We start from the raw sequence: 20,605 nt of genomic DNA on the forward strand, positions 1-20,605 counted from the left end.
GTAAAGTCGCGCATTATAACCGATCATCTGTGAAGTTATTTCAGCCCTTCAGGAGAAATTTCAGGTGCGGGCGGCAAGGGTAAAGAAAGGCGGAAACAGGCCCCACCTTCCGGGCGATTTTCCGCCCAGATCTGACCGCCGTGACTCTCAATGATGGTTTTACAAATGGCCAGTCCCAGTCCGACGCCTGGCACGGCCGACTCTTTGTCGCCACGCGAAAACTTATCAAAAATACGGGTCATGTCCTGTTCCGCGATGCCCGGACCGCCATCCCAGACGGCAATTTCCAGGCGGGCATGATCACACCAGGCGCGGATCCCGCGCGGCGCGCAGTTACCGGCGTATTTGAGGCTGTTTTCGATCAGGTTGGTAAACACCCGCTCCAGCAAGGTGCTGTCTCCCTTAATCAGGACGATATCCGCAGGCAGATCGAGTTCGACCGCCTTTCCTTTCAGCGACGGTGCCATGCTACTGAGCGCCCCGCCGATCACCTCTTCGAGAGCCAGCCACTCTTCCCGTAAATTCAGACCGCCGGACTGAATACGCGCCATATCCAGCATATTGCTGACCAGACGAATCGTGCTCAGGGTCTGTTCGCGAATCTGGCTGGCCTGGGGCACATATTTTGAATTATCACTGGCCAGGTCGAGCATCAGCATTTCCGCCTGACCAAACAGCACGGTTAAGGGCGTGCGTAAATCGTGAGACAGCGCCGACAACAGGGCATTGCGTAACTGTTCACGCTCGGCGGCCAGCCGCGAAGCCGCTTCACTCTGCGACAGCGCCAGACGTTCCAGCGCGTTCGCAATCAGGACGGTGAAGGTTTCTAACAGCCGCTGCTGTTCGGGAATCATCAACTGGCGCACGTTTTCTGGCTCGACGACCAGCAGTCCGCGACAGGATTCTCCTACCTTCAGCGGCAGAATCTGGTAGGGCACGGCCGGTAACGTGTCTGTGCCTGCGCCGGCTGGCTGGCCTTTGCTGTAGCTCCATTTGGCGATAGCCCAGTCCGGTTCATTTCCCGGCAGCGCGTTGCCCAGGGTTTGCAGCTCGCCCTGCTCATCCGGCAGCAGCAGCAGGGATCGGGCCTGCAATGTGGCGTCGAGCACGCGCTGACTGGTGGCCGCGATATCCTCGGGTGTCAGACCGCTGCCCAACGATTTAGCCATTTCATACAGTTGCCGGGTGCGCTGTTCGCGATAACGCGCGACGCGCGCCTGGTAGCGCACGCCCGCCGTCAGGTTACCCACGATCACGCCGACCGCCAGCATTACGCCAAAGGTCACCAGGTACTGTAAATCGGAGACGGCAATCGTGCCTTTCGGTGCCACAAAAAACAGATCAAAGGCAATGATGTTGATGACTGTGGCGATCACGGATGGCCATCGGCCATAACGCAGGGCCACGATCACCACCGCCAGCAGGTAGATCATCACGCAGTTGGCCGGATCAAAGCTGATCAGCACCGATTGTCCGGCGGCGGTGACCAGAATACACAGCACCAGCGCCATCATGACGCCGCGCAACTGCATGCGCCATTTGTCGCTGTTAACCCGTTCGCTGGCTAAGGGATGCGGCGCATCCTGCATGGGCTCATTGAGTGCCACTACCAGCAAATCCAGATCCGGGCCCAGTTGCCCCAGCCGCTCAGCAAAACTGTCGCGTCGCCAGCGTCGCACGGGACGCCGTCCGGTCACAATCTTGCCCAGATCGTGTTCCCGCGCGTAGCGTAGCACCGCCTGAGCGTCGTCGGGATCGGAGAGCGTTGCCGTTTCCGCGCCCATCTCCTGCGCCAGTTTGAGCGTCCGCAAAATGGCGCGGCGACGGGCCTCCGGTAAGCGGTTGAGGCGCGGCGTTTCAACATAGACAGCATGCCATTCGCTGCCGAGCCGGGCGGCCAGCCGTGCCGCCGTACGAACCAGTTTCTCGCTGCCCGTATCGTCTCCGATACAGAGCAAAATCGCGTCGCGCGTGTGCCAGACCTTGTCCCGTCCCTGGCTGTCGCGCCAGGCGCGCATCTGGTCGTCTACCCGATCGGCCGTGCGGCGCAGTGCCAGCTCACGAAGCGCAAACAGGTTGCCTTTGCGGAAGAAATTTTCGATGGCCCGCTCGGCGCGATCGCCAATGTAGACCTTGCCCTCTTTCAGACGTTGCCGGAGATCGTCAGGCGGCAGATCCACCAGCACCACTTCATCGGCGCTGTCAAAAAACGGGTCTGGTAAGGTTTCACGCACCTGAATGCCGGTAACGCCGCCGACCACATCATTCAGGCTTTCCAGGTGCTGAACGTTCACTGTGGTCAGCACATCGATGCCCGCATCCAGCAGTTCTTCAATATCCTGCCAGCGTTTGGGATGTCGCGAGCCTTTCACGTTGGTATGAGCCAGTTCATCCATCAGGATGACCGCCGGATGACGTGCCAGCGCGGCATCCAGATCGAATTCAGCATGGCGGGATCGGCCGGTAGCGCGACGCGGCAGCACCACCAGTCCGTTAAGAAGCTGGGCCGTTTCCGGCCGCTCGTGGGTTTCCACCACGCCGACCAGCACGTCGAGTCCCTGGGCACGGAGCCGCTGCGCCTCCTGCAGCATGGCGTAGGTTTTCCCTACCCCCGCACAGGCACCAAAATAGATCTTGAGCTTACCGCGATGGCTGTCACTGTTGGCCTGTAACAGCGCATCCGGATCGGGGCGCAGCGGTTCGTGATTCATAGCGTCCTTTTACTTATTTAAGATCGTTCAGCGCCAGATTGAGTTGCAGCACATTCACCGTGGGTTCGCCGATAAATGGGAGCAGCGGACGTTGGGTCAGGCTGTCCACCAGCGCATCCACTTTCGCCAGCGGCAACTGACGGGCCGCCGCCACGCGCGGTGCCTGCCACAGCGCTGCCTGTGGCGAAATCTCTGGATCAAGCCCACTGGCTGAACTGGTCACCAGATCCACCGGCACCGGCCCATTGGCCTGCGGATTGGCTGCACGTAACGCGGCAACGCGTTCAGCCACCGCTTTGTCGAGTGCCGGATTACTCGCGGCCAGGTTACTGCCACTGGATGCCAGGGGATTATACGGTTTGTCGCCGGTGGCAGAAGGACGGCCCCAAAACTCGCCAGGCTGGCTAAAAGCCTGCCCAATCAGTGCAGAGCCCCGTTCTTCACCTTCTACCTTTAACAGCGATCCGTTAGCCTGCCAGGGAAACAGCCACTGCGCCAACCCGGTCGTGAGCAAAGGATAAACTACGCCACATACAACCGTTAGCAGCAGCAGCAGAAAAATTGCCGGACGTAACTGACTCATTTTATTCTCCTCAGGCCATACCAAACAGCACAAGCAACATATCGATCGCTTTGATACCGATAAACGGCACCAGCAGTCCACCTAATCCATAAATCAGCAAATTACGGCGCAGCAGTGATGCGGCGCTTAATGGCCGGTAGCTCACGCCTTTTAAGGCCAGCGGAATCAGGAAGACGATTACCAGGGCATTAAAAATCACTGCCGACAGAATCGCGGAGGACGGTGAGTGCAGCTCCATCACGTTGAGCATATTGAGCTGAGGATACGTAGCCGCAAACGCCGCCGGAATAATGGCGAAGTATTTGGCTACGTCGTTGGCGATACTGAACGTGGTTAACGATCCGCGCGTCATCAACATCTGTTTACCGATATGGACCACTTCCAGCAGCTTGGTCGGGTTGGAATCCAGATCGACCATGTTGCCTGCCTCTTTTGCGGCCTGCGTCCCCGAGTTCATCGCGACCGCTACATCGGCCTGCGCCAGCGCAGGCGCATCGTTGGTGCCGTCACCGGTCATCGCCACCAGGCGGCCTTCGGCCTGATACTGACGGATCAGCGCCAGTTTGGCTTCGGGTGTCGCTTCCGACAAAAAGTCATCCACGCCCGCTTCGGCTGCAATCGCGGCGGCGGTCAGCGGGTTATCACCGGTAATCATCACGGTTTTAATGCCCATTTTGCGCAGTTCGGCAAAGCGCTCTTTGATCCCGCCCTTGACGATATCTTTCAGCGCGACCACGCCCAGCACTTTCGGGCCTTCAGCGACCACCAGCGGGGTGCCGCCCGCACGGGCAACCTCTTCCACCCGGGCGTTTACTTCTGCCGGGAACGCACCGTGACTGGCTTCAATATGACGGCGCACCGCATCGACCGCCCCTTTACGAATCAGGCGGTTCTGCACGTTCACACCGCTCATGCGCGTCTGGGCTGAGAAGGGAATAAAACTGGCTCCCATGCTGCTCAGGTCCCGCTCACGCAGATTAAATTTTTGCTTCGCCAGGACCACGATACTGCGACCTTCCGGCGTTTCATCCGCCAGCGAGGCCAACTGGGCGGCATCGGCAAGCTGTTCTTCTGTGACGCCGGGGGCCGGTAAAAACTGGGTCGCCTGGCGGTTACCCAGTGTGATGGTGCCGGTTTTGTCCAGCATCAGCACGTCCACATCCCCGGCCGCTTCGACAGCACGACCGCTGGTGGCAATCACGTTTGCCCCCAGCATTCGGCTCATCCCCGCGACGCCGATGGCGGAGAGTAAACCACCAATCGTGGTAGGGATCAGGCACACCAGTAACGCAACCAGCACGGTGATGGTCACCGGCGTACCGCCCCAGGCGGAGAACGGCCACAGCGTGACGGTAGCTAACAGAAACACAATTGTCAGGGACACCAGCAGAATCGTCAGGGCGATTTCATTGGGCGTTTTACGGCGCTGTGCGCCTTCCACCATCGCGATCATGCGATCCAGGAAGGTTTCGCCGGGGTTTGCACTACAGGTGATGACCAGCCAGTCGGACAGAATACGCGTCCCGCCGGTTACCGAGGCAAAGTCACCGCCCGATTCACGAATCACCGGTGCGGATTCCCCGGTGATGGCACTTTCATCAACCGATGCGCCCCCTTCGACCACCTCACCATCGCACGGGATAACGTCACCCGCTTCCACTAATACCGCATCCCCTTTGCGCAGCTCATCGGCCGCAATCTGCTGCCATTTTGCTCCGTAATGCGCAGCCGACAGTTTTTTCGCAAAGCTGGTTTTTTTGACGCCTTTCAGGCTGTTCGCCTGGGCTTTACTGCGCCCTTCGGCCAGCGCTTCTGCCATGTTCGCAAACAGCACGGTAAACCACAGCCAGACAGACACCGCGCCGGTAAAACTGGCGCTGCCGCTCTGATAGCCAGTAGACATCAGCACCGCCAGTACCGTGGTCAGGAGACTGCCCAGGTAGACGACAAACATCACCGGATTACGAAACTGAACGCGTGGGTCGAGTTTTTTCACGGCATCGATTGCTGAAGTGCGCAAGAGCGCTGCGTCAAACACCTGTTGTTGACGACTCATGATTAATGTCCCTGAATAAGTTGCAGATGCTCGGCTACCGGACCCAGAGCCAGAGCGGGGATAAAGGTCAGTGCGCCCACCAGCAGGACGGTGCCCACCAACAACGCGATAAACAGCGGACCATGCGTTGGCAGCGTCCCGTTACCGACCGGCTGAATTTTTTTACCGGCCATAGAACCGGCAATCGCCATTACCGGCAGGATGATGCCAAAGCGCCCCAGGAACATGCAGATGGCCAGCAAAACGTTCCAGAACGGCGTGTTCGCGCTCAGACCGGCAAAGGCACTGCCGTTGTTGTTAGCGGCCGACGATACGGCGTATAACACTTCACTGAAGCCGTGGGTGCCTGGGTTAGCCATACCGGCCCGGCCAGCGTCGGTCATCATGGCGATGGCTGTACCGATCAGCACCAGCGCGGGCGTCACCAGAATGGCAAGTGCGGTCATTTTCATTTCCCAGACTTCGATTTTTTTGCCGAGAAACTCGGGAGTACGGCCAATCATCAGTCCGGCGATAAACACCGCCAGCAACACGAACAGCAACATCCCATACAAGCCCGCACCGACACCGCCGAAGATCACTTCGCCCAGTTGCATCAGCAACATAGGTACCATGCCGCCCAGGGCCGTGAACGAGTCATGCATCGCATTCACCGCACCACAGGACGCGGCGGTCGTGATAACCGCAAACAGGCTGGAATTGAGAATGCCAAAGCGCGTTTCTTTTCCTTCCATATTGATGGCGCTGTCCGCGCCCAGCGTCAGGAAGTGCGGATTCCCGTTCACTTCCGCCCACATCACGAAGGCCGCCGCCACGACAAACATCAGCGTCATTGACCACAGCAGCATGTTGCCCTGACGACGGTCTTTCACACATTCGCCAAAGGCAAAGCACAGCGCGGCCGGTATCAGGAAGATACTGAGCATCTGCACGAAGTTGGTCAGCGCGGTGGGGTTTTCAAACGGGTGAGCAGAGTTCGCGTTAAAAAAGCCGCCGCCGTTGGTGCCCAGCATTTTGATGGCTTCCTGCGAGGCCACCGGGCCCATTGCCAGCGTTTGCTGCGCCCCATCCAGGCCGGTAATCGTCTGATAAGGCAGGACGTTCTGAATGCTGCCCTGGCTGACAAAAAACAGCGCCATCAGCAGACTGACGGGCAATAACACGTAAAGCGTCACGCGCGTCAGATCGCGCCAGGCGTTACCCAGGGTTGCAATCGAGCGATTCGCAAAGCCCCGAATCAGGGCAAAGGCGACAGCGATACCGGTCGCGGCAGAGAAAAAGTTCTGCACGGTCAGGCCCACCATCTGGCTGAAATAGCTCAGGGTGCTTTCGCCTGAATAAGCTTGCCAGTTGGTGTTAGTGACGAAGCTAATCGCGGTGTTAAGCGCCAGATCCCAGCTCAAGGCCGGAAAGTGTTGTGGATTGAGCGGGAGCTTGTCCTGAAGCAGCAGTATAGCCATCAGGAGGATCAGGCCGAACAGGTTGAACAGCACAATGGCCAGCAGGTATTGCGGCCAGCGCATATCGCCTTGCTGTACCCCGGCGACGCGCCAAAACAGCGCTTCGGCACGGGTAAAAAGGGGTTTGTCCGCCACCAGCGCTGCCAGGCCACGTCCCAGCGGCTGTGCCAACACCATCAGCACCAGCAGATACACCGCGATCAGTAAAAATGCATTGGCCGCCATCAGAAGGCCTCCGCATTCAACAGGGCATACACTAAATAGCCCAGCAACAACACGACCAGCACAATGCCGGTTATCACGCCTGCACTCACAGCAACCTCCAGAGGTTTGGATTTGCTGAATAGCTTGCGCTGAGTCACATAAAGAAAGGGTTAAAAAGCACTGGCACGCTGTAAAAAAGGTATAAAAATGGCGACGTTGGCTCAGGCAACGTCCAGCAACCAGACCCGGTTGAGGTCGATCGTTGGCCAGGCCGCGAGACTCTCCGAGCAGACAATGCTGTCCGTGCAAAAACTGTCCCCCAGATCGACCACTTCTGGTCTGACGGGGCGCTTAGCGTGCAACGACCAGAAAACATGTACGCGCGGCTTCTGAAGCGATTGTTCGCCCGCCTTGACCACCAGTGCAATACGTCCCGATGCCAGCCGCACCAGCGACCCCACCGGATACAGACCGATTGTCGTAACGAACGCATGCAGCAGCGTTGTGTCAAAATGCCCGCGCCAGGCCAGCATCGACTGTAAAGCTTGTGCGGGTGTCCAGCCCTCGCGGTAAGGACGCGTTGAGGTCAGGGCATCGTACACATCACAAATGGTGGCCATACGGGAATAGACGCTAATCTCATGGCCTTTATGGCGGTAGGGATAACCGCTGCCGTCATATTTTTCATGATGATGCAGGGCAATATCGACCAGGTCATCCCCTGCGTTCGCTTCCATCAGCATTTGTGCACCCGCTATCGGATGCTCGCACATGATGGCAAACTCGTCGTCGCTCAGCTTATCCGGTTTATTCAGGATACTGAGCGGTACGGCCGCTTTGCCAATGTCATGTAACAACCCTCCCATGCCAACGCGCTGAAGTTGATGCGCATCCAGGCCGAGCTTTTTACCCAGAGCGATCATCAAGCCACAGACCGCCATGGAGTGCAGGTAGGTGTAATTATCGTGATCTTTCAGTTGTGCCACGCGCAGAAGTGCGCTGGGCTCGCGCTCAATCGAACCGGCTATTTTATCCACAATATCAATCATACTGCTCAGATCGAGGCCGCAACCCATTCGCGCTTCGTTAAACAGCGCCAGGACCTTGATTTTGCCTTGTTCAAACAGCTGCTGTGCCTGTTCACGTTCCTGCGTAAAGGGAGCCTGCTGGCAGGGTGCGGTATGGACTGGCTCAGGAGGTGGTGATGAAATCGATTTCTCTTCATCAATCCATAACCGCTGAATACCTTCACGACGGAACATCGCAACCTGCTGCGGATCGGTGATCAGCATCTGATTACGAATACGTTTGTCTTTAAACCACCAGACCTCAAGTTTGTGGACGAACATGCCCGTTTTCAGTTCGTCGATCGTTATTAGTTTTATCACAATCGCCCTCCAGAGCATCAGTGGGTGATACCGTCATATCGGCAGGCGATGGGTTTTATGCAGGGCATTTTGTGCGAACTGTGGCACAGAACAACGTTTAAACATGTTGCGCGACTTTTGACCTTAACGCCGCGCGCAAAAACGGGCAATGCGCGGTCGTTACGCCACGTTGAGCAGTTTGGCCATCATCACCACATCATGAAGTTTACCTTCACGTAAGGATGCCTGACGACGCACCCCTTCGCGCTCAAAACCCAGCCTTTCATACAGCGCCAGCGCCCGATGATTGTCATGAAACACCTCAAGCTCCATGCGGGTGATGCCCAGCCAGTTACGTGCATAATCCATTGCCGTGCGGATCAACAGCTCGCCAATGCCGCGCCCTGAGAACGCCGGATTGACACCGATGCCGAAGCTGATGCAGTGACGCGTACGCGGATTATGATTTGTAAACAAGGTCAGCTCACCAACCATTTCGCCGTCTACTTCGGCAACAAAATTGATGAAGCCCTCGGCATCCATTTTTGCGAATTTCTTTTCCCAGGTGGCGACGCTGGGAAACGGCAATTGCAGCGTCCAGGGGAAAACCGCCGGATGGCCGTAAAGACGTTGGTAAGCCGCTGCATCATGTGGTTCACGGCCGCGCAGAGTGATATCCATAGAGAATCCTTTTTTTTAATCGGGCGTACACATGCACTAAGCTGTAATTCTTATCGAACGGAAAGAGTAACTGTATGTTGTATCGTCGTTTCGAACGTTTTATCAATATTTTTCAGGATGCCCCCACCGATATGCCGCCCTCACGGGTCTGGCCTTTTTATTTTTACTACCTGCGCCAGGTGTGGCCAAGCTTCGCCGCACTGCTGGTGGTGGGGCTGGTGGGCGCGCTCATTGAGGTGGCGCTGTTCAGTTATCTGAGCCGCATCATTGATCTGGTTAACCATTCCACCCCGGCTACGCTGTTTCACGATAACTGGCCAACCTTACTCTGGATGGGCTGCGTCGCCCTGATACTGCGGCCGGTGTTTATTGCGCTGCACGATATGCTGGTTCACCAGAGCATTAATCCCGGCATGACCAGCATGATTCGCTGGCAGCACCACAACTACGTTCTGCGTCAGAGCATGAATTTTTTCCAGAACGATTTTGCGGGCCGGATTGCGCAGCGCATTTTGCAAACCGGCAACTCGCTCCGCGATTCTGCGGTGCAGTTGGTCGATGCCATCTGGCATGTGCTGATCTACGCCGCGACGGCGCTGGTGCTGTTCGCCGAAGCGGACTGGCGTTTGATGATTCCGCTCATTATCTGGATTGTGCTTTACAGCGCGGCGCTGCGCTATTTTGTGCCGCGCGTAAAGGCCCGTTCCGTGGTGTCCTCAGAAGCGCGCTCGAAACTCATGGGCACGATTGTGGATGGTTACACCAATATCGCTACCATCAAGCTGTTCGCCCATAGCGACCTGGAGCGGCAGTACGCACGTGAGGCGATTCAGGAGCAGACAGACAAAACGCAGCAGGCTAACCGCATGGTAACCAGCATGGATTTGACGCTGTCGACGCTCAACGGCGTTCTGATTGTCGCCACGTCCGGCCTGGCGCTGTGGCTGTGGAGCGCATCGCTGATTAGCGTCGGTGCCATTGCCCTGGCGACCGGCCTGGTTATCCGTCTGGTTAATATGTCCGGTTGGGTGATGTGGGTGGTGAACGGCATTTTTGAAAATATCGGCATGGTGCAGGACGGACTGAACACCATTTCCCAACCGCTTAGCGTGCAGGATGCGCCCCAGGCGAAACAGCTCAGAGTGACGCAGGGGGAGATTCGCTTCGACAACATCCGTTTTAACTATGGTGGCGAGCGGCAGGTGATTAATGGCCTGAACCTGACCATTAAACCGGGGGAAAAGATTGGCCTGATTGGACCTTCCGGTGCCGGAAAATCAACGCTGGTCAATCTGCTGTTGCGTCTTTACGACCTGAACGGCGGGCGCATCCTGATTGACGGTCAGTGTATTGCCGACGTGACGCAGGAAAGCCTGCGCAGCCAGATTGGCATGATCACCCAGGATACCTCGCTGCTGCACCGCTCTATCCGCGAAAATCTGCTCTATGGCCGGCCCCATGCCAGCGAGGAAGAACTGCAACTGGCTATCCGTCGCGCCCGCGCCGACGAATTTATCCCGCTGCTGTCGGATTCCCAGGGCCGGACAGGGCTGGATGCGCATGTCGGTGAGCGCGGCGTAAAACTGTCTGGCGGGCAGCGTCAGCGTATAGCCATTGCGCGCGTGTTGCTGAAAGACGCGCCGGTTCTGATCATGGATGAAGCCACTTCCGCCCTTGATTCAGAGGTGGAAGCGGCGATTCAGGAAAGCCTGGAGTCGTTGATGCAGGGTAAAACGGTGATTGCCATCGCTCACCGTCTGTCCACCATTGCAAAAATGGACCGGCTGGTGGTGCTGGAACACGGCCAGATTGTCGAAATCGGTAGCCACCAGGAACTGCTGGCACAAAATGGCCTGTATGCCCGGCTCTGGCAACACCAGACCGGCGGGTTTGTCGGGGCGGACTAGTCGCCGCGTCGGTAGGGCAAGGCGTCCCTGGCTTCTTCGGCCCACAGGTGAACGCCCTGCCGCTCCTGCTGCAAAAAATCGTCAACGGCGGCGCGCAGGCCGGGATGACACAGGTAGTGCCAGGAGTGGGTAATCTGCGGTTCAAAACCACGCACCAGCTTGTGTTCGCCCTGCGCGCCCGCATCGAAGCGTTGCAGGCCTTCGGCGATGGCGAAATCCATCCCCTGATAAAAACAGGTTTCGAAGTGAAGCTGGTTAAATTCCGCCAGGCAGCCCCAGTAGCGGCCATACAGGCTTTCCCCGTCTTTAAGGTAAAAAGCCATCGCTGCGGGCTGCTGCTGCAAACGGGCAATGACGACGCGAATGTTTTCCGGCAGACGCGCGGCCAGTAAGCTAAAAAAGGCACGCGTCAGATAAGGACGCTGACCACGCACCGCGTACGTGTTGGCATAGCAGGTGTACACAAAATCCCATTGATCTTCACGCAGTTGATCGCCGCGATACCAGTCAAATTCAAAGCCGTTCAGGGCGACCTGCTCCCGTTCCTTGCGCAGCTGTTTGCGCTTGCGTGACATCAACGTATCCAGAAAGTCCTGGAAGTCGCGATAGCCGCGATTGTGCCAGTGATACTGGCAGCCCAGCCGCGCCAGCCAGTCGGGTTGTTCCGCCAGCAGCGCGTTAGCGTGAGAGTCGGTGAAATTGATATGCGCGCCACTCAACGCCTGGCGCTCCAGCCAGTCTGGCAGCCTCGACAGCAGTCGGATAGCGGCATCGGATTTGCCCAGCACGCGCGCGCCCGTTACCGGGCTGAAGGGAATGGCACCGAGCCATTTCGGATAGTAAGCGATACCGGCTCGCTGACAGGCATCGGCCCAAGCGTGATCGAACACGTATTCACCCTGTGAATGGCTTTTTTGGTAGCCGGGTAGCGCGGCGCAGAGTTCACCCTGCTCACGCCAGACCAGATGGGCTGGCTGCCAGCCCCTTTCCGGCCTGACGCTGCCGCTGTCTTCAAGGCTCAGCAAAAAGGCATGGCGTAAAAAAGGCTGATCATCAGGCAGCAGCGCATCCCATTCAGCGGCGGGAATGTCGGATAACGTGCTCAGGGTAAACAACGACATGCATAACTCCAGACGGCAAGCGGTGACGTTTCAGTCAAGCAGGTTTTACGTTACAGGGAAAGGGAGACGGCACGTAATGTTTGCCCTCCCCCGTACGACAGGCGGCCTTCCCGGCGGTCAGTTTGATTTTGACGTTAACCGGTGTAACTGTTCAAATACCTGTCAGACAACACAACTTTTACAGGAACCGGCATGGCAAAAGCACTGGTGATTTTTCTGCACGGCGTAGGCAGTAACGGCGACGATCTGGCACCTGTCGGCGATTATTGGGCAACCTTGTTACCCGATGTGGTCTTTGCCTCACCGGATGCGCCTTATGCTTTTGAACAGGGCATGGGCTATCAGTGGTTCAGTCTGGCGGGCATTACGTCGGAAAACCGTCCAGGGCGGGTTCGCGAAGCTCGTGAGGCGTTTGACCGCGTTCTGCGTGACCTGATGGCGCAGCATGATATGGCAGAATGCTGGGAGAAGGTCATCCTGGTGGGCTTTTCTCAGGGCTCGATCATGGCGCTAGATCTACTGGCCTCTGGCCGTTATCCCCTGGCGGGCGTGGTGGCATTTTCCGGCCGACTGGCCTTTGACGGCCCACTGACACCACTCGCGCATACGCCAGCCCTGCTGATCCATGGCCGGGCTGATGCGGTGATCCCCGTCAGCGAAAGTGAGTCAGCCGCGGCCCGCCTGAAAGCCGCGGCGGTTCCGGTCGAGGCATTGATTGAGCCACAGACTGGCCACACGATTTCAGCCGAGGGCGCCCTGCACGCCGCCAGCTTCATCGCTCAGTGTCTGCAGGACTAATGGCATCCGGTTTCGCGGCGGCGTTAACCCAACAGGTTAATCAGCGCAAAACCGGCAAAACTCATCAGCAACGAGCCAATGACATGCACCAGCGCGCTGCTCATGGCCCAGAGATATTTTCCGGACTGCAACAGGGTCATTAATTCTGCGGTAAACGTGGAAAACGTGGTGAGACCGCCACATAAGCCTGTAATGATCAGTAACCGCCAGGCGGGATCGAGCTGGGGATTTTTAATAAACCAGGCCATGGCCCCCCCGATCACAAAGCCGCCAATCAGATTCACCAGCAACGTACCCGGTGGAAGATTGGGGAAAAACGCATTGAAACGCATACCGAACCACCAACGCAGTACACAACCTACGCTGCCGCCCACGATCACAGCGAATAGCGGTTTTAACATCTTATACTCCCGTTAACAGGCATTGTGCAGAAGACGGTGGAGGGTCAGCAAATACCGGCACCTGACGCTCCCGCTCCCACGAAAGGATAAAGGATAGTGTCAGGCGTCATCAGCCGCAGGGGAAACCTGCTGGCGGTTGGGGAAGGTGGAACGCCATCACCTTGCGCAGGCAATCATACGATGCCTTTTTCTGACTGGCAACTCAGACCATGTGAACGCGCGCCCGTGATGTGCGGCTGACATGCAGTGTTAAAAACCCGACGCGGGTAGCCTTAAAAGGGGGGAGAATTCAGGTTTCCCCTTTTTCCGTTTTCCGCTTAAATAAATGACGGCTTTTACGCTTGCCGCGCCCACACAACGATTGTCGCCCCGGGTGAGGCGCTCACGCTTTCTGGAGAATCCTGTGCGCACTGTCATTTTTGATACTGATATCGGCGTGGATGATGCCTTTGCGCTGGCCTATGCCGCGCGGACGCAACATCTGCTGGGCATTACCACGGTATTCGGCAACGTTGCCGTGGGCCAGGCGGTGAAAAATGCGCGGCTCTTTTGCCAGAAAATGGCGATTGACGTGCCGGTGTACCGCGGCTGCGCCCGTCCGCTGGCACGGGAACCGAGCGCACCTGCCAGGCTGCATGGTGAAGACGGTTTAGGGGATGCGTTTGATAATCCGTTTAGCGACGACGCGCCCGGTGCCGTGCAGTTTATTATCGACAGCGTTCGTGCTAATCCCGGCGTCATTACGCTGGTGGCAATCGGCCCCCTTACCAATATCGCCAGCGCCATCAACCAGGCACCGGATATTATCCCGCTGGTCAAAGAACTGGTCATCATGGGCGGCGCCTTTGGTACCGATGGCCACAGCGGGAATGTGACACCGTTCAGTGAATTTAATATCTGGAAGGATCCTCATGCTGCGGATCAGGTCCTGTCCTCGGCCTTGCCGGTTATTCTGATCCCGCTGGATGTTACCCATAAAGTGTTGATCAATAGCGATGAGGTGGATCAACTACAACAGCCGATCCTGCGGGCGATCTGCCGCCCTTATCTGGCGTACAGTCTTGAGAAGGAAGGATTTGCGGGAATGGCGTTGCATGACACGCTGACGATATCCTGGCTGTGTTTGCCCGAGGCATTTACGCTGGTGGAAAGCCCACTGCGAGTGATTACCGAAGGCATCGCCTGTGGTCAGACGGTGCGCCAGATCAGCACGCTGGCTTCCCGTCACAACCCTTTTCGCGATTTGCCCCGACAACGCATCGCATTGGGCGTGGATGCCGACGCCGTGCGTCGCCACTTTTTCCAGTCGCTCTCCGGAACGGCGTAGCGCGTGCGGAGACAGCGCACACCGTTGTCTCCGGCTTCAGCGATCAAAATCGATAACGCCCTTAATTAACGCTCGATTGTTGATGACCTGCGCCTCAAAGTGTTCTGCCAGCGTCGAAAACGCGAAACGCCGGTTGAGCATCATATCGGCACGTAACGTCCCGGCCGCCATGAGTTCACGCACCCGATCAAAATCCTCACGGGTGGCGTTACGGCTACCCATGATCGTGCTCTCCTTCTTGTGAAACTCACTGTCAGGAATCACCAAATCCCCTTTATGCAGACCGACATACACGACTGTTCCGCCATGGCGAATCAGGCTTACGGCCGCGTTCATCGCCGCAGGATTGCCTGTGGCATCAAGCACCTTCAACGGCAGCCTGCCATCAAATTCGTTTCGCAGTGAGGTTATAAACGCCGCATCAGCCGGATTGAGTGCACAGAGGCCCAACTGCTGACTGACGTGCTGACGGCGGTAATCACTGGTATCCGCGACCACCACCTGCGCGCCGTTAGCAGCGGCAATGGCGGCAGCCCCCAGGCCGATCGGCCCCGCCCCCACGACCAGCACCTGCTCGCCCTGCGCCACCGCCGCTCGCCGCACCGCGTGGGCGCTGATGGCAAAAGGCTCAATGAGCGCTGCGGCTTCTGGCGCAAGATCGTCCACCACCAGCAGGTTAGCTGCCGGTACGCAAAGATAGTCGCTAAAGCCGCCATCCTGATGGACACCCATCACCGAAATGTTTTCGCAGCAGTTGGTTTTACCGCTGCGGCAGGCATCGCATTCAAAACAGGAGAGATAGGGAATCAGTGCCACCCGCTGTCCTGCGGCTAAATCGTGAACGGCAGCGCCTGTCTCCACCACCTCCGCACAGAGTTCATGGCCGAGGACACGCGGATAGCTAAAAAAGGGTTGGTTTCCTGCCCAGGCGTGAATGTCGGTGCCGCAAATGCCTGCGCTGACGATTTTAAGCAGCGCTTCAGTCGCGGCAGGCCGGGGTTGAGCGCGTGTAGCCCAGACCAGCGAACGCGGTTCTGCGATGACTAAGGCTTTCATAGTGGTCATGGCTACTCTCCGGTTATCAAAAGCGCAGTTATGGCGAATCTGGCTGCGGCACCGTATTCCCCTCTTCTCACTTTGTGAACCAGAACGGCTTTTTTGGGCCTTCAATGGTTTTTAATGCATAAAAAACCGGAGCCCCCGCATGAGCCGCAGCCAAAATTTACGCCATAACGTCATCAACCATATGCTGGAAAGCATCGCCCAGGGCCACGTTCAGTCGCCGCTGCCACCGCAGGCCGCCCTGGCCGAAATGTTCACAGTCAGCCGCACGACCGTGCGTCATGTGCTGAGTTATCTGCATGAGCGGGGCGTGCTGGAAAAAGTCAAAGACAGCTGGGTTATTGTGCGCGCGCCGGAGGCGCAGGACAGCCTGAACGCGGTGATGCCGCCGATTGATCAACAGGCCAGTCTGGTTGAAAAGCGTTTTTTCGATCTGATCAATCAGCGACAGTTGCAGCCCGGCGATACCTTCAGCGAGCTGCAACTGGCAAAGCAGGCCAATGTCAGCCCGGTGGCCGTGCGCGAATTCTTACTGCATTTTATGCGCTACAACCTGCTGGAACCGGTCAAACGCGGCCACTGGCAGATGAAAAAGTTTTCGCAGACGTATGCGGAAAAGCTGTTTGAGCTACGTGAAATGCTGGAAACCCATGCCCTGACGCGTTTTTTAAACTTGCCCATGGACGATGAACGCTGGATTCAGGCGCGCGATCTACTGGATCGGCACCGATCGATGCGTGAGACCATTGCCAGCAACTATCGCCATTTTGCGGCGCTGGATAAGCAACTGCACTCGCTGATTCTGTCTGCCGCCAATAACCCGTTCTTTAATCAGTCGCTGGAGATTATTTCCGTTATTTTCCATTCGCACTATCAGTGGGATGAAAGCGATCTGAAGCAGCGCAACATCGTTGCCCTGGAGGAGCATATGGCGATTTTGTCTGCGTTAATCGGTCGCCGGGATGTGGATGCGCTTTGCGCCCTGCACAGTCATCTGGCCACAGCCAAGCGATCCATGATCCGCAGCATTAATCAGTACAATTAAAAACCGATTAAAAACCGATTAAAAACCGCAAAGCATTAGCTCTCGCACGATTTTGAAACAACTTTACAACATCTTTGCTTTATCGCCCTTACTCTTCATCGCAACGCGCCGGCGGCCCTATGCCGTCGGGCATCCTTAATGCTCACAATAATGATAAATCGCCTGCTCAGGGAGATTGCCATGGAAAACAGATCGGTTATTGATCGTTCAACCTCGCCCGCCGCCGCTGCACCTGATGAGGCGTTTGTGCCGTTGCGCAGTGATATCGTGCGCTCGCCGCGCATCCGTAAAGTCCAGATTACCGCCATGCTGTTGCTGCTGCTTGCCGCCATCATTAACTACCTTGATCGCAGCTCGCTGTCGGTGGCCAATATGACGATTCGTGAGGAGATGGGGCTGAGCGCGACGGAAATTGGCGTGCTGCTCTCGGCATTTTCGCTGGCTTACGGGCTGGCACAACTGCCCGCTGGCGCCCTGCTGGACCGCAAAGGCCCACGTATTATGCTGGGCGTGGGCATGTTCATATGGTCACTTTTCCAGGCCGCGTCCGGACTGGTGCATAACTTTACGCAGTTCGTGTTGGTGCGCATTGGCCTCGGGATGGGTGAAGCGCCCATGAATCCATGCGGCGTAAAGGTCATCAATGACTGGTTCAATATTAAAGATCGCGGGATGCCGATGGGGATGTTTAACGCCGCCTCGATGATCGGATTATCGGTGGCGCCGCCGATCCTGGCGGCCATGATGCTGCTGCTGGGCTGGCGCGGCATGTTTGTGACTATCGGTATTTTAGGGGTTTTCCTCGCGATCGGCTGGTACATGACTTATCGCGACCGTGATAACAACACCTTAAGTGCGGAAGAGATCCATTATCTGCAGGCGGGCAGCGTGGCATCGCGTAAAGCGCCGATCAGCTTTCGTGAATGGCGCGGCCTGTTTAAGCAGCGCACCATGTGGGGCATGATGATTGGCTTTAGCGGCATTAACTACACCGCCTGGCTGTATATTGCCTGGCTGCCGGGTTATCTGCAGTCGACCTATCACCTTGATCTTAAGAGCACAGGCTTACTGGCGGCGATTCCTTTCCTGTTTGGCGCAGCCGGCATGTTGCTCAACGGCTATGTGGTGGATGCGTTAGTGAAACGCGGCTGGGATGCGGTTAAAACCCGTAAGGTGTGCATTGTCAGCGGCATGGTTCTGTCTGCGGGTTTTACCGCCTTCGTCACGCGCGCCACTGAGACCACCAGCGCCGTCACCCTGATTGGCATGGCCCTGTTTTGTATTCACTTTGCGGGGACCTCATGCTGGGGCCTGATCCACGCTAACGTGACCGCGCGCATGACAGCCTCCGTAGGCAGCATTCAAAACTTCGCCAGCTTTATCTTCGCGTCCTTTGCTCCGGTGATTACCGGCTGGATACTGGACACCACGAAGTCCTTCAGCCTGGCGCTGATGATTTGTGCCTGCGTAACCCTGATGGGCGCACTGGCCTATCTGGTGCTGGTTCGCAAGCCCATCACCGACGGAGCCTGACTCAGGTCAGCGCCCTGATGCTCACGCCATGACGGGCGCCGTAACGCTGAATACCAGCGATCGCTGTCCCGACAGTGAGCGGCGGCGGCGCAGGCAGCAGCGGTGCCCGCTCACGGAGCGCCGCGTCAAACTGCGAAACACTGGTGACATCATGAGGAAAACGCGTTTCATCCACACCGACCAGCGCGCCTTCGTCTTTGGCGAAGGTAAGCAACTGCTGCCAGCGGGCGATGTCGGCCAGCCCGATGCTGTCGGCCCCTTGTGAGTACAACAGCATATCGATGTAGCGGAACGGCGGCTGTTTTTCCAGAAAACGCTGCAGCGCATCTGCCGAGGCGGCAGAGGGGAACATCAGCCAGAAGGGAATCGCCTGTTGCTGCATACTGCACCAGGGATCCAGCAATATAAAGCTGTCTACCGTAAGCCGGGTGGGCAGCACGCCTGCCGCCAGATACCAGTCACGGTAGATTTCCGCCACCACAAAACTCAGCGCCTCCGGTTGCTCATAACGAATTTCCATCAGCGTCCAGCGTTGAGCTTCTGCCAGTTTTTTCAGAGGAGAGATCAGGTAACCATCCAGCCCCCATTCGGCTTCAGGGACATGATCGGTGATGGCAGGCGGCGTCCAGCGCGCCCGATCAACCCCTGCCCGCGCCAGATATTCCGCAACGCGGGGGCCGCCCTGCAAATACTCGCTTTCCGTTGCCCCACCGGGTGCGCCAAACTGGAAAAACGAACGGTCGCTGGTGCGGGTGACCGGCCACTGGCGCGTGCAGTGATTGATAAACAGGGTCGCGCCTGCGGGCAATCCTCCCAGCAGAAATTCATTAAAGGCGAGTGGCATATCGCGTAATTTAAGCCGGAAAGCCTGCATATTTTCGAGCAGCAGCCGGTCCTGACTCGGATCCTGCCTGTGATGGACCGCCAGCCTTGGCCAGGTGGCCAGCAGCGCCGCGGCCACCGCTTTGCCTTGCTCAAAGCCGGCCTGGGCATCGTCCGGATCGCTGGGTTCCACGCGCACCGGGCACAGAAACGTTTGCGGTAGCCAGGGCGTTCCCATCGCCGCCGCCAGATGGACCAGCGCACCGTTCGATGCGCCGATAAATGCCGCCGGATACTCGCGCTGCGGGTAGGCACTCACCATCCATTCGGCGATGCCTTCCACATCCAGCTCACCCGCCTGTTTCGGGCTGATTCCGTCCGCCTGGCCACTTATCGCATGGCCCCATTCACGTAACCGGCTCGGTAGTCGATCCAGTGAAGGCAGTAACCGGTCCAGCATCGATGACGAACGGGTAAGGGGCTCATCGCGTAGTGCACTTGCCAGAGCCAACAGCATGGTTGCTGCGGAATCAAAGCGGGCGATGCCCTTCGGCGGTTTACTCATCGGCGTTCTCCTGCTGAATACGGGCCAAAAAGGGTCGGATCGCATGGCAGAAGCTCCATGGATAGACATAGTGCAGCCGGTGGGTACCGCCGCGCAGGGTGATTTTTTCACACTGAGGTAACAGCCCCGCCAGCTCATCCAGCCAGCGCGCCGGACAAACCGGGTCCCGCGAACCCCGGAGCAACAATGTGGGGGCCGTCAGATACGTCAGATGATATTCAATCGGATCGTTAAGCATGGCGCGCAGCGTGCCAAATACACGGGGGAGACCGGCTTTCGCCCAGTCGATACGGGCCAGCGAGTCAGGTGAACGGTGGGCTTCCAGTCGGCTGTTGCGCCAGCCGCGCCAGAGCTGGCGCAACAGGCTTCGCGCATGGCGATCGGCTGTGGGGCCCTGTAGCACCAGTCCGGCCACGGCGTCCGGGTGTTTATCCGCCAGCGCCGCCAGCACCTGACAGCCAAAGGCGCTGCCGACCCAGATTGCCCGCCGGAAACCATTATGCTGGAGCCACTGCCACAGGATATCGGCCAGTTCACTGACGGAAAGCACCGGTGCCGATGCGGGCAACGCGCTACCGCCAAAGCCTGGCAGGTCGGGGACCAGCACGTGATAGTCCCGACCCAGCGCGAGGGCCAGCGCCTCCATCGAACGGCCTGACATCGCCAGACCGTGAAGCAGGACGACAGGTAAACCATGAGGTGCGTCGGGCGTCACGCGGGTGAACATGCGCCAGTCACCGATCTGTTGATAGTAACCCGCCAGTCCCGCATGGTGACTACGCGGTGAAACAGGCGGCGTTTGTTTCATTTGCTGCCAGCGCTTCGCGCCCCACAGCACTGCGCCTATACCTAAACCAACCCCTGCGGCCACGGCTATGCCCTGTCGCCTTTTACACCGGATGGTACGCCTCATCAGCTGCTCCTGTTCCTGGGTACTTATTGAGTGTAGGACGGGATCGGCA

17 protein-coding genes and 1 riboswitch are annotated in these 20,605 nt (G+C 57.7%); of the genes, 5 read left to right on the top strand and 12 right to left on the bottom strand.

The genetic code is table 11. The features are described from left to right. Positions 1 to 35 precede the first annotated feature (35 nt). The 7 genes from kdpD to RAC90_RS16160 all read right to left on the bottom strand — a co-directional run bounded on the left by kdpD (position 36) and on the right by RAC90_RS16160 (position 9,062). Positions 36 to 2,711, bottom strand: a complete 2,676-nt coding sequence (gene kdpD, locus RAC90_RS16130) for a two-component system sensor histidine kinase KdpD (protein ID WP_375124548.1) — start codon at positions 2,709 to 2,711, stop codon at positions 36 to 38. Positions 2,712 to 2,724: 13 nt separating this feature from the next. Then, positions 2,725 to 3,294, bottom strand: coding sequence for a potassium-transporting ATPase subunit KdpC (gene kdpC, locus RAC90_RS16135; RefSeq protein WP_006121133.1), 570 nt, complete (start codon positions 3,292 to 3,294; stop codon positions 2,725 to 2,727). Positions 3,295 to 3,304: 10 nt separating this feature from the next. Beyond that, on the bottom strand, positions 3,305 to 5,350 hold the full coding sequence (gene kdpB / locus RAC90_RS16140; protein WP_033738291.1) for a potassium-transporting ATPase subunit KdpB: 2,046 nt from the start codon (positions 5,348 to 5,350) through the stop codon (positions 3,305 to 3,307). Positions 5,351 to 5,352: 2 nt separating this feature from the next. Continuing rightward, complete coding sequence (gene kdpA, locus RAC90_RS16145) at positions 5,353 to 7,035, bottom strand: potassium-transporting ATPase subunit KdpA (protein ID WP_110268700.1); 1,683 nt, start codon at positions 7,033 to 7,035, stop codon at positions 5,353 to 5,355. After that, on the bottom strand, positions 7,035 to 7,124 hold the full coding sequence (gene kdpF, locus RAC90_RS16150; protein ID WP_033738296.1) for a K(+)-transporting ATPase subunit F: 90 nt from the start codon (positions 7,122 to 7,124) through the stop codon (positions 7,035 to 7,037). Before kdpF ends, kdpA begins: the two co-directional genes overlap by 1 nt. 111 nt (positions 7,125 to 7,235) lie before the next feature. After that, complete coding sequence (locus tag RAC90_RS16155) at positions 7,236 to 8,402, bottom strand: HD-GYP domain-containing protein (protein WP_039342807.1); 1,167 nt, start codon at positions 8,400 to 8,402, stop codon at positions 7,236 to 7,238. Positions 8,403 to 8,561: 159 nt separating this feature from the next. Then, positions 8,562 to 9,062 carry a GNAT family N-acetyltransferase gene (locus RAC90_RS16160; protein WP_006121137.1) on the bottom strand — a complete coding sequence of 167 codons (501 nt, stop codon included), beginning with the start codon at positions 9,060 to 9,062 and terminating at the stop codon, positions 8,562 to 8,564. Positions 9,063 to 9,136: 74 nt separating this feature from the next. Here RAC90_RS16160 and RAC90_RS16165 point away from each other — a divergent pair, with 74 nt between their 5' ends. After that, positions 9,137 to 10,969 carry an ABC transporter ATP-binding protein gene (locus tag RAC90_RS16165; RefSeq protein ID WP_039342812.1) on the top strand — a complete coding sequence of 611 codons (1,833 nt, stop codon included), beginning with the start codon at positions 9,137 to 9,139 and terminating at the stop codon, positions 10,967 to 10,969. On the opposite strand, the gene RAC90_RS16170 is transcribed toward RAC90_RS16165, so the two are convergent. Then, on the bottom strand, positions 10,966 to 12,090 hold the full coding sequence (locus RAC90_RS16170; RefSeq protein ID WP_006121139.1) for a GNAT family N-acetyltransferase: 1,125 nt from the start codon (positions 12,088 to 12,090) through the stop codon (positions 10,966 to 10,968). The genes RAC90_RS16165 and RAC90_RS16170 overlap by 4 nt on opposite strands. A 192-nt stretch (positions 12,091 to 12,282) precedes the next feature. On the opposite strand from RAC90_RS16170, the gene RAC90_RS16175 reads away from it, so the two are divergent. Then, positions 12,283 to 12,888 carry an alpha/beta hydrolase gene (locus RAC90_RS16175; RefSeq protein WP_110268697.1) on the top strand — a complete coding sequence of 202 codons (606 nt, stop codon included), beginning with the start codon at positions 12,283 to 12,285 and terminating at the stop codon, positions 12,886 to 12,888. A gap of 23 nt (positions 12,889 to 12,911) precedes the next feature. On the opposite strand, the gene crcB is transcribed toward RAC90_RS16175, so the two are convergent. Then, the gene (gene crcB / locus RAC90_RS16180; RefSeq protein WP_006121140.1) at positions 12,912 to 13,289 is read right to left on the bottom strand and encodes a fluoride efflux transporter CrcB; all 378 of its coding nucleotides are present in this window, start codon (positions 13,287 to 13,289) and stop codon (positions 12,912 to 12,914) included. Positions 13,290 to 13,382: 93 nt separating this feature from the next. Then, positions 13,383 to 13,459: riboswitch (Fluoride riboswitch) on the bottom strand. 233 nt (positions 13,460 to 13,692) lie between these two features. On the opposite strand from crcB, the gene RAC90_RS16185 reads away from it, so the two are divergent. After that, a complete protein-coding gene (locus RAC90_RS16185; RefSeq protein WP_039342816.1) occupies positions 13,693 to 14,616 on the top strand; it encodes a nucleoside hydrolase in 924 nt (307 codons plus the stop codon). A 36-nt stretch (positions 14,617 to 14,652) separates the two neighbouring features. On the opposite strand, the gene RAC90_RS16190 is transcribed toward RAC90_RS16185, so the two are convergent. Beyond that, complete coding sequence (locus RAC90_RS16190; protein ID WP_039342818.1) at positions 14,653 to 15,681, bottom strand: zinc-binding alcohol dehydrogenase family protein; 1,029 nt, start codon at positions 15,679 to 15,681, stop codon at positions 14,653 to 14,655. A 139-nt stretch (positions 15,682 to 15,820) separates the two neighbouring features. Here RAC90_RS16190 and RAC90_RS16195 point away from each other — a divergent pair, with 139 nt between their 5' ends. Continuing rightward, positions 15,821 to 16,723 carry a GntR family transcriptional regulator gene (locus tag RAC90_RS16195; RefSeq protein ID WP_054632905.1) on the top strand — a complete coding sequence of 301 codons (903 nt, stop codon included), beginning with the start codon at positions 15,821 to 15,823 and terminating at the stop codon, positions 16,721 to 16,723. 180 nt (positions 16,724 to 16,903) lie between these two features. Continuing rightward, positions 16,904 to 18,256 (top strand): MFS transporter, encoded by a 1,353-nt coding sequence (locus tag RAC90_RS16200; RefSeq protein ID WP_375124549.1) that lies wholly within the window; start codon positions 16,904 to 16,906, stop codon positions 18,254 to 18,256. Between the two features lies 1 nt (position 18,257). Here RAC90_RS16200 and RAC90_RS16205 read toward each other — a convergent pair whose 3' ends face one another. Both RAC90_RS16205 and RAC90_RS16210 read right to left on the bottom strand, forming a co-directional pair. Then, positions 18,258 to 19,643 carry a hypothetical protein gene (locus tag RAC90_RS16205; RefSeq protein WP_006121145.1) on the bottom strand — a complete coding sequence of 462 codons (1,386 nt, stop codon included), beginning with the start codon at positions 19,641 to 19,643 and terminating at the stop codon, positions 18,258 to 18,260. Beyond that, on the bottom strand, positions 19,636 to 20,556 hold the full coding sequence (locus tag RAC90_RS16210; RefSeq protein ID WP_193751024.1) for an alpha/beta fold hydrolase: 921 nt from the start codon (positions 20,554 to 20,556) through the stop codon (positions 19,636 to 19,638). Before RAC90_RS16210 ends, RAC90_RS16205 begins: the two co-directional genes overlap by 8 nt. Between the last annotated feature and the right edge of the window lie 49 nt (positions 20,557 to 20,605).

Origin of the sequence: Pantoea sp. CS_6 (assembly GCF_041954745.1) — a bacterium.
Taxonomy (GTDB): Bacteria; Pseudomonadota; Gammaproteobacteria; order Enterobacterales; family Enterobacteriaceae; genus Pantoea; species Pantoea stewartii.

Excerpts from the sequence above, each read along its gene's own strand:
- RAC90_RS16165 (WP_039342812.1), top strand. The coding sequence starts at position 9,137 with ATGTTGTATCGTCGTTTCGAACGTTTTATCAATATTTTTCAGGATGCC.
- kdpC (WP_006121133.1), bottom strand. The coding sequence starts at position 3,294 with ATGAGTCAGTTACGTCCGGCAATTTTTCTGCTGCTGCTGCTAACGGTT.
- RAC90_RS16205 (WP_006121145.1), bottom strand. The coding sequence starts at position 19,643 with ATGAGTAAACCGCCGAAGGGCATCGCCCGCTTTGATTCCGCAGCAACC.
- RAC90_RS16200 (WP_375124549.1), top strand. The coding sequence starts at position 16,904 with ATGGAAAACAGATCGGTTATTGATCGTTCAACCTCGCCCGCCGCCGCT.
- RAC90_RS16190 (WP_039342818.1), bottom strand. The coding sequence starts at position 15,681 with ATGACCACTATGAAAGCCTTAGTCATCGCAGAACCGCGTTCGCTGGTC.
- RAC90_RS16175 (WP_110268697.1), top strand. The coding sequence starts at position 12,283 with ATGGCAAAAGCACTGGTGATTTTTCTGCACGGCGTAGGCAGTAACGGC.
- kdpA (WP_110268700.1), bottom strand. The coding sequence starts at position 7,035 with ATGGCGGCCAATGCATTTTTACTGATCGCGGTGTATCTGCTGGTGCTG.
- RAC90_RS16170 (WP_006121139.1), bottom strand. The coding sequence starts at position 12,090 with ATGTCGTTGTTTACCCTGAGCACGTTATCCGACATTCCCGCCGCTGAA.
- RAC90_RS16210 (WP_193751024.1), bottom strand. The coding sequence starts at position 20,556 with ATGAGGCGTACCATCCGGTGTAAAAGGCGACAGGGCATAGCCGTGGCC.
- RAC90_RS16160 (WP_006121137.1), bottom strand. The coding sequence starts at position 9,062 with ATGGATATCACTCTGCGCGGCCGTGAACCACATGATGCAGCGGCTTAC.
- crcB (WP_006121140.1), bottom strand. The coding sequence starts at position 13,289 with ATGTTAAAACCGCTATTCGCTGTGATCGTGGGCGGCAGCGTAGGTTGT.
- RAC90_RS16195 (WP_054632905.1), top strand. The coding sequence starts at position 15,821 with ATGAGCCGCAGCCAAAATTTACGCCATAACGTCATCAACCATATGCTG.
- kdpD (WP_375124548.1), bottom strand. The coding sequence starts at position 2,711 with ATGAATCACGAACCGCTGCGCCCCGATCCGGATGCGCTGTTACAGGCC.
- kdpB (WP_033738291.1), bottom strand. The coding sequence starts at position 5,350 with ATGAGTCGTCAACAACAGGTGTTTGACGCAGCGCTCTTGCGCACTTCA.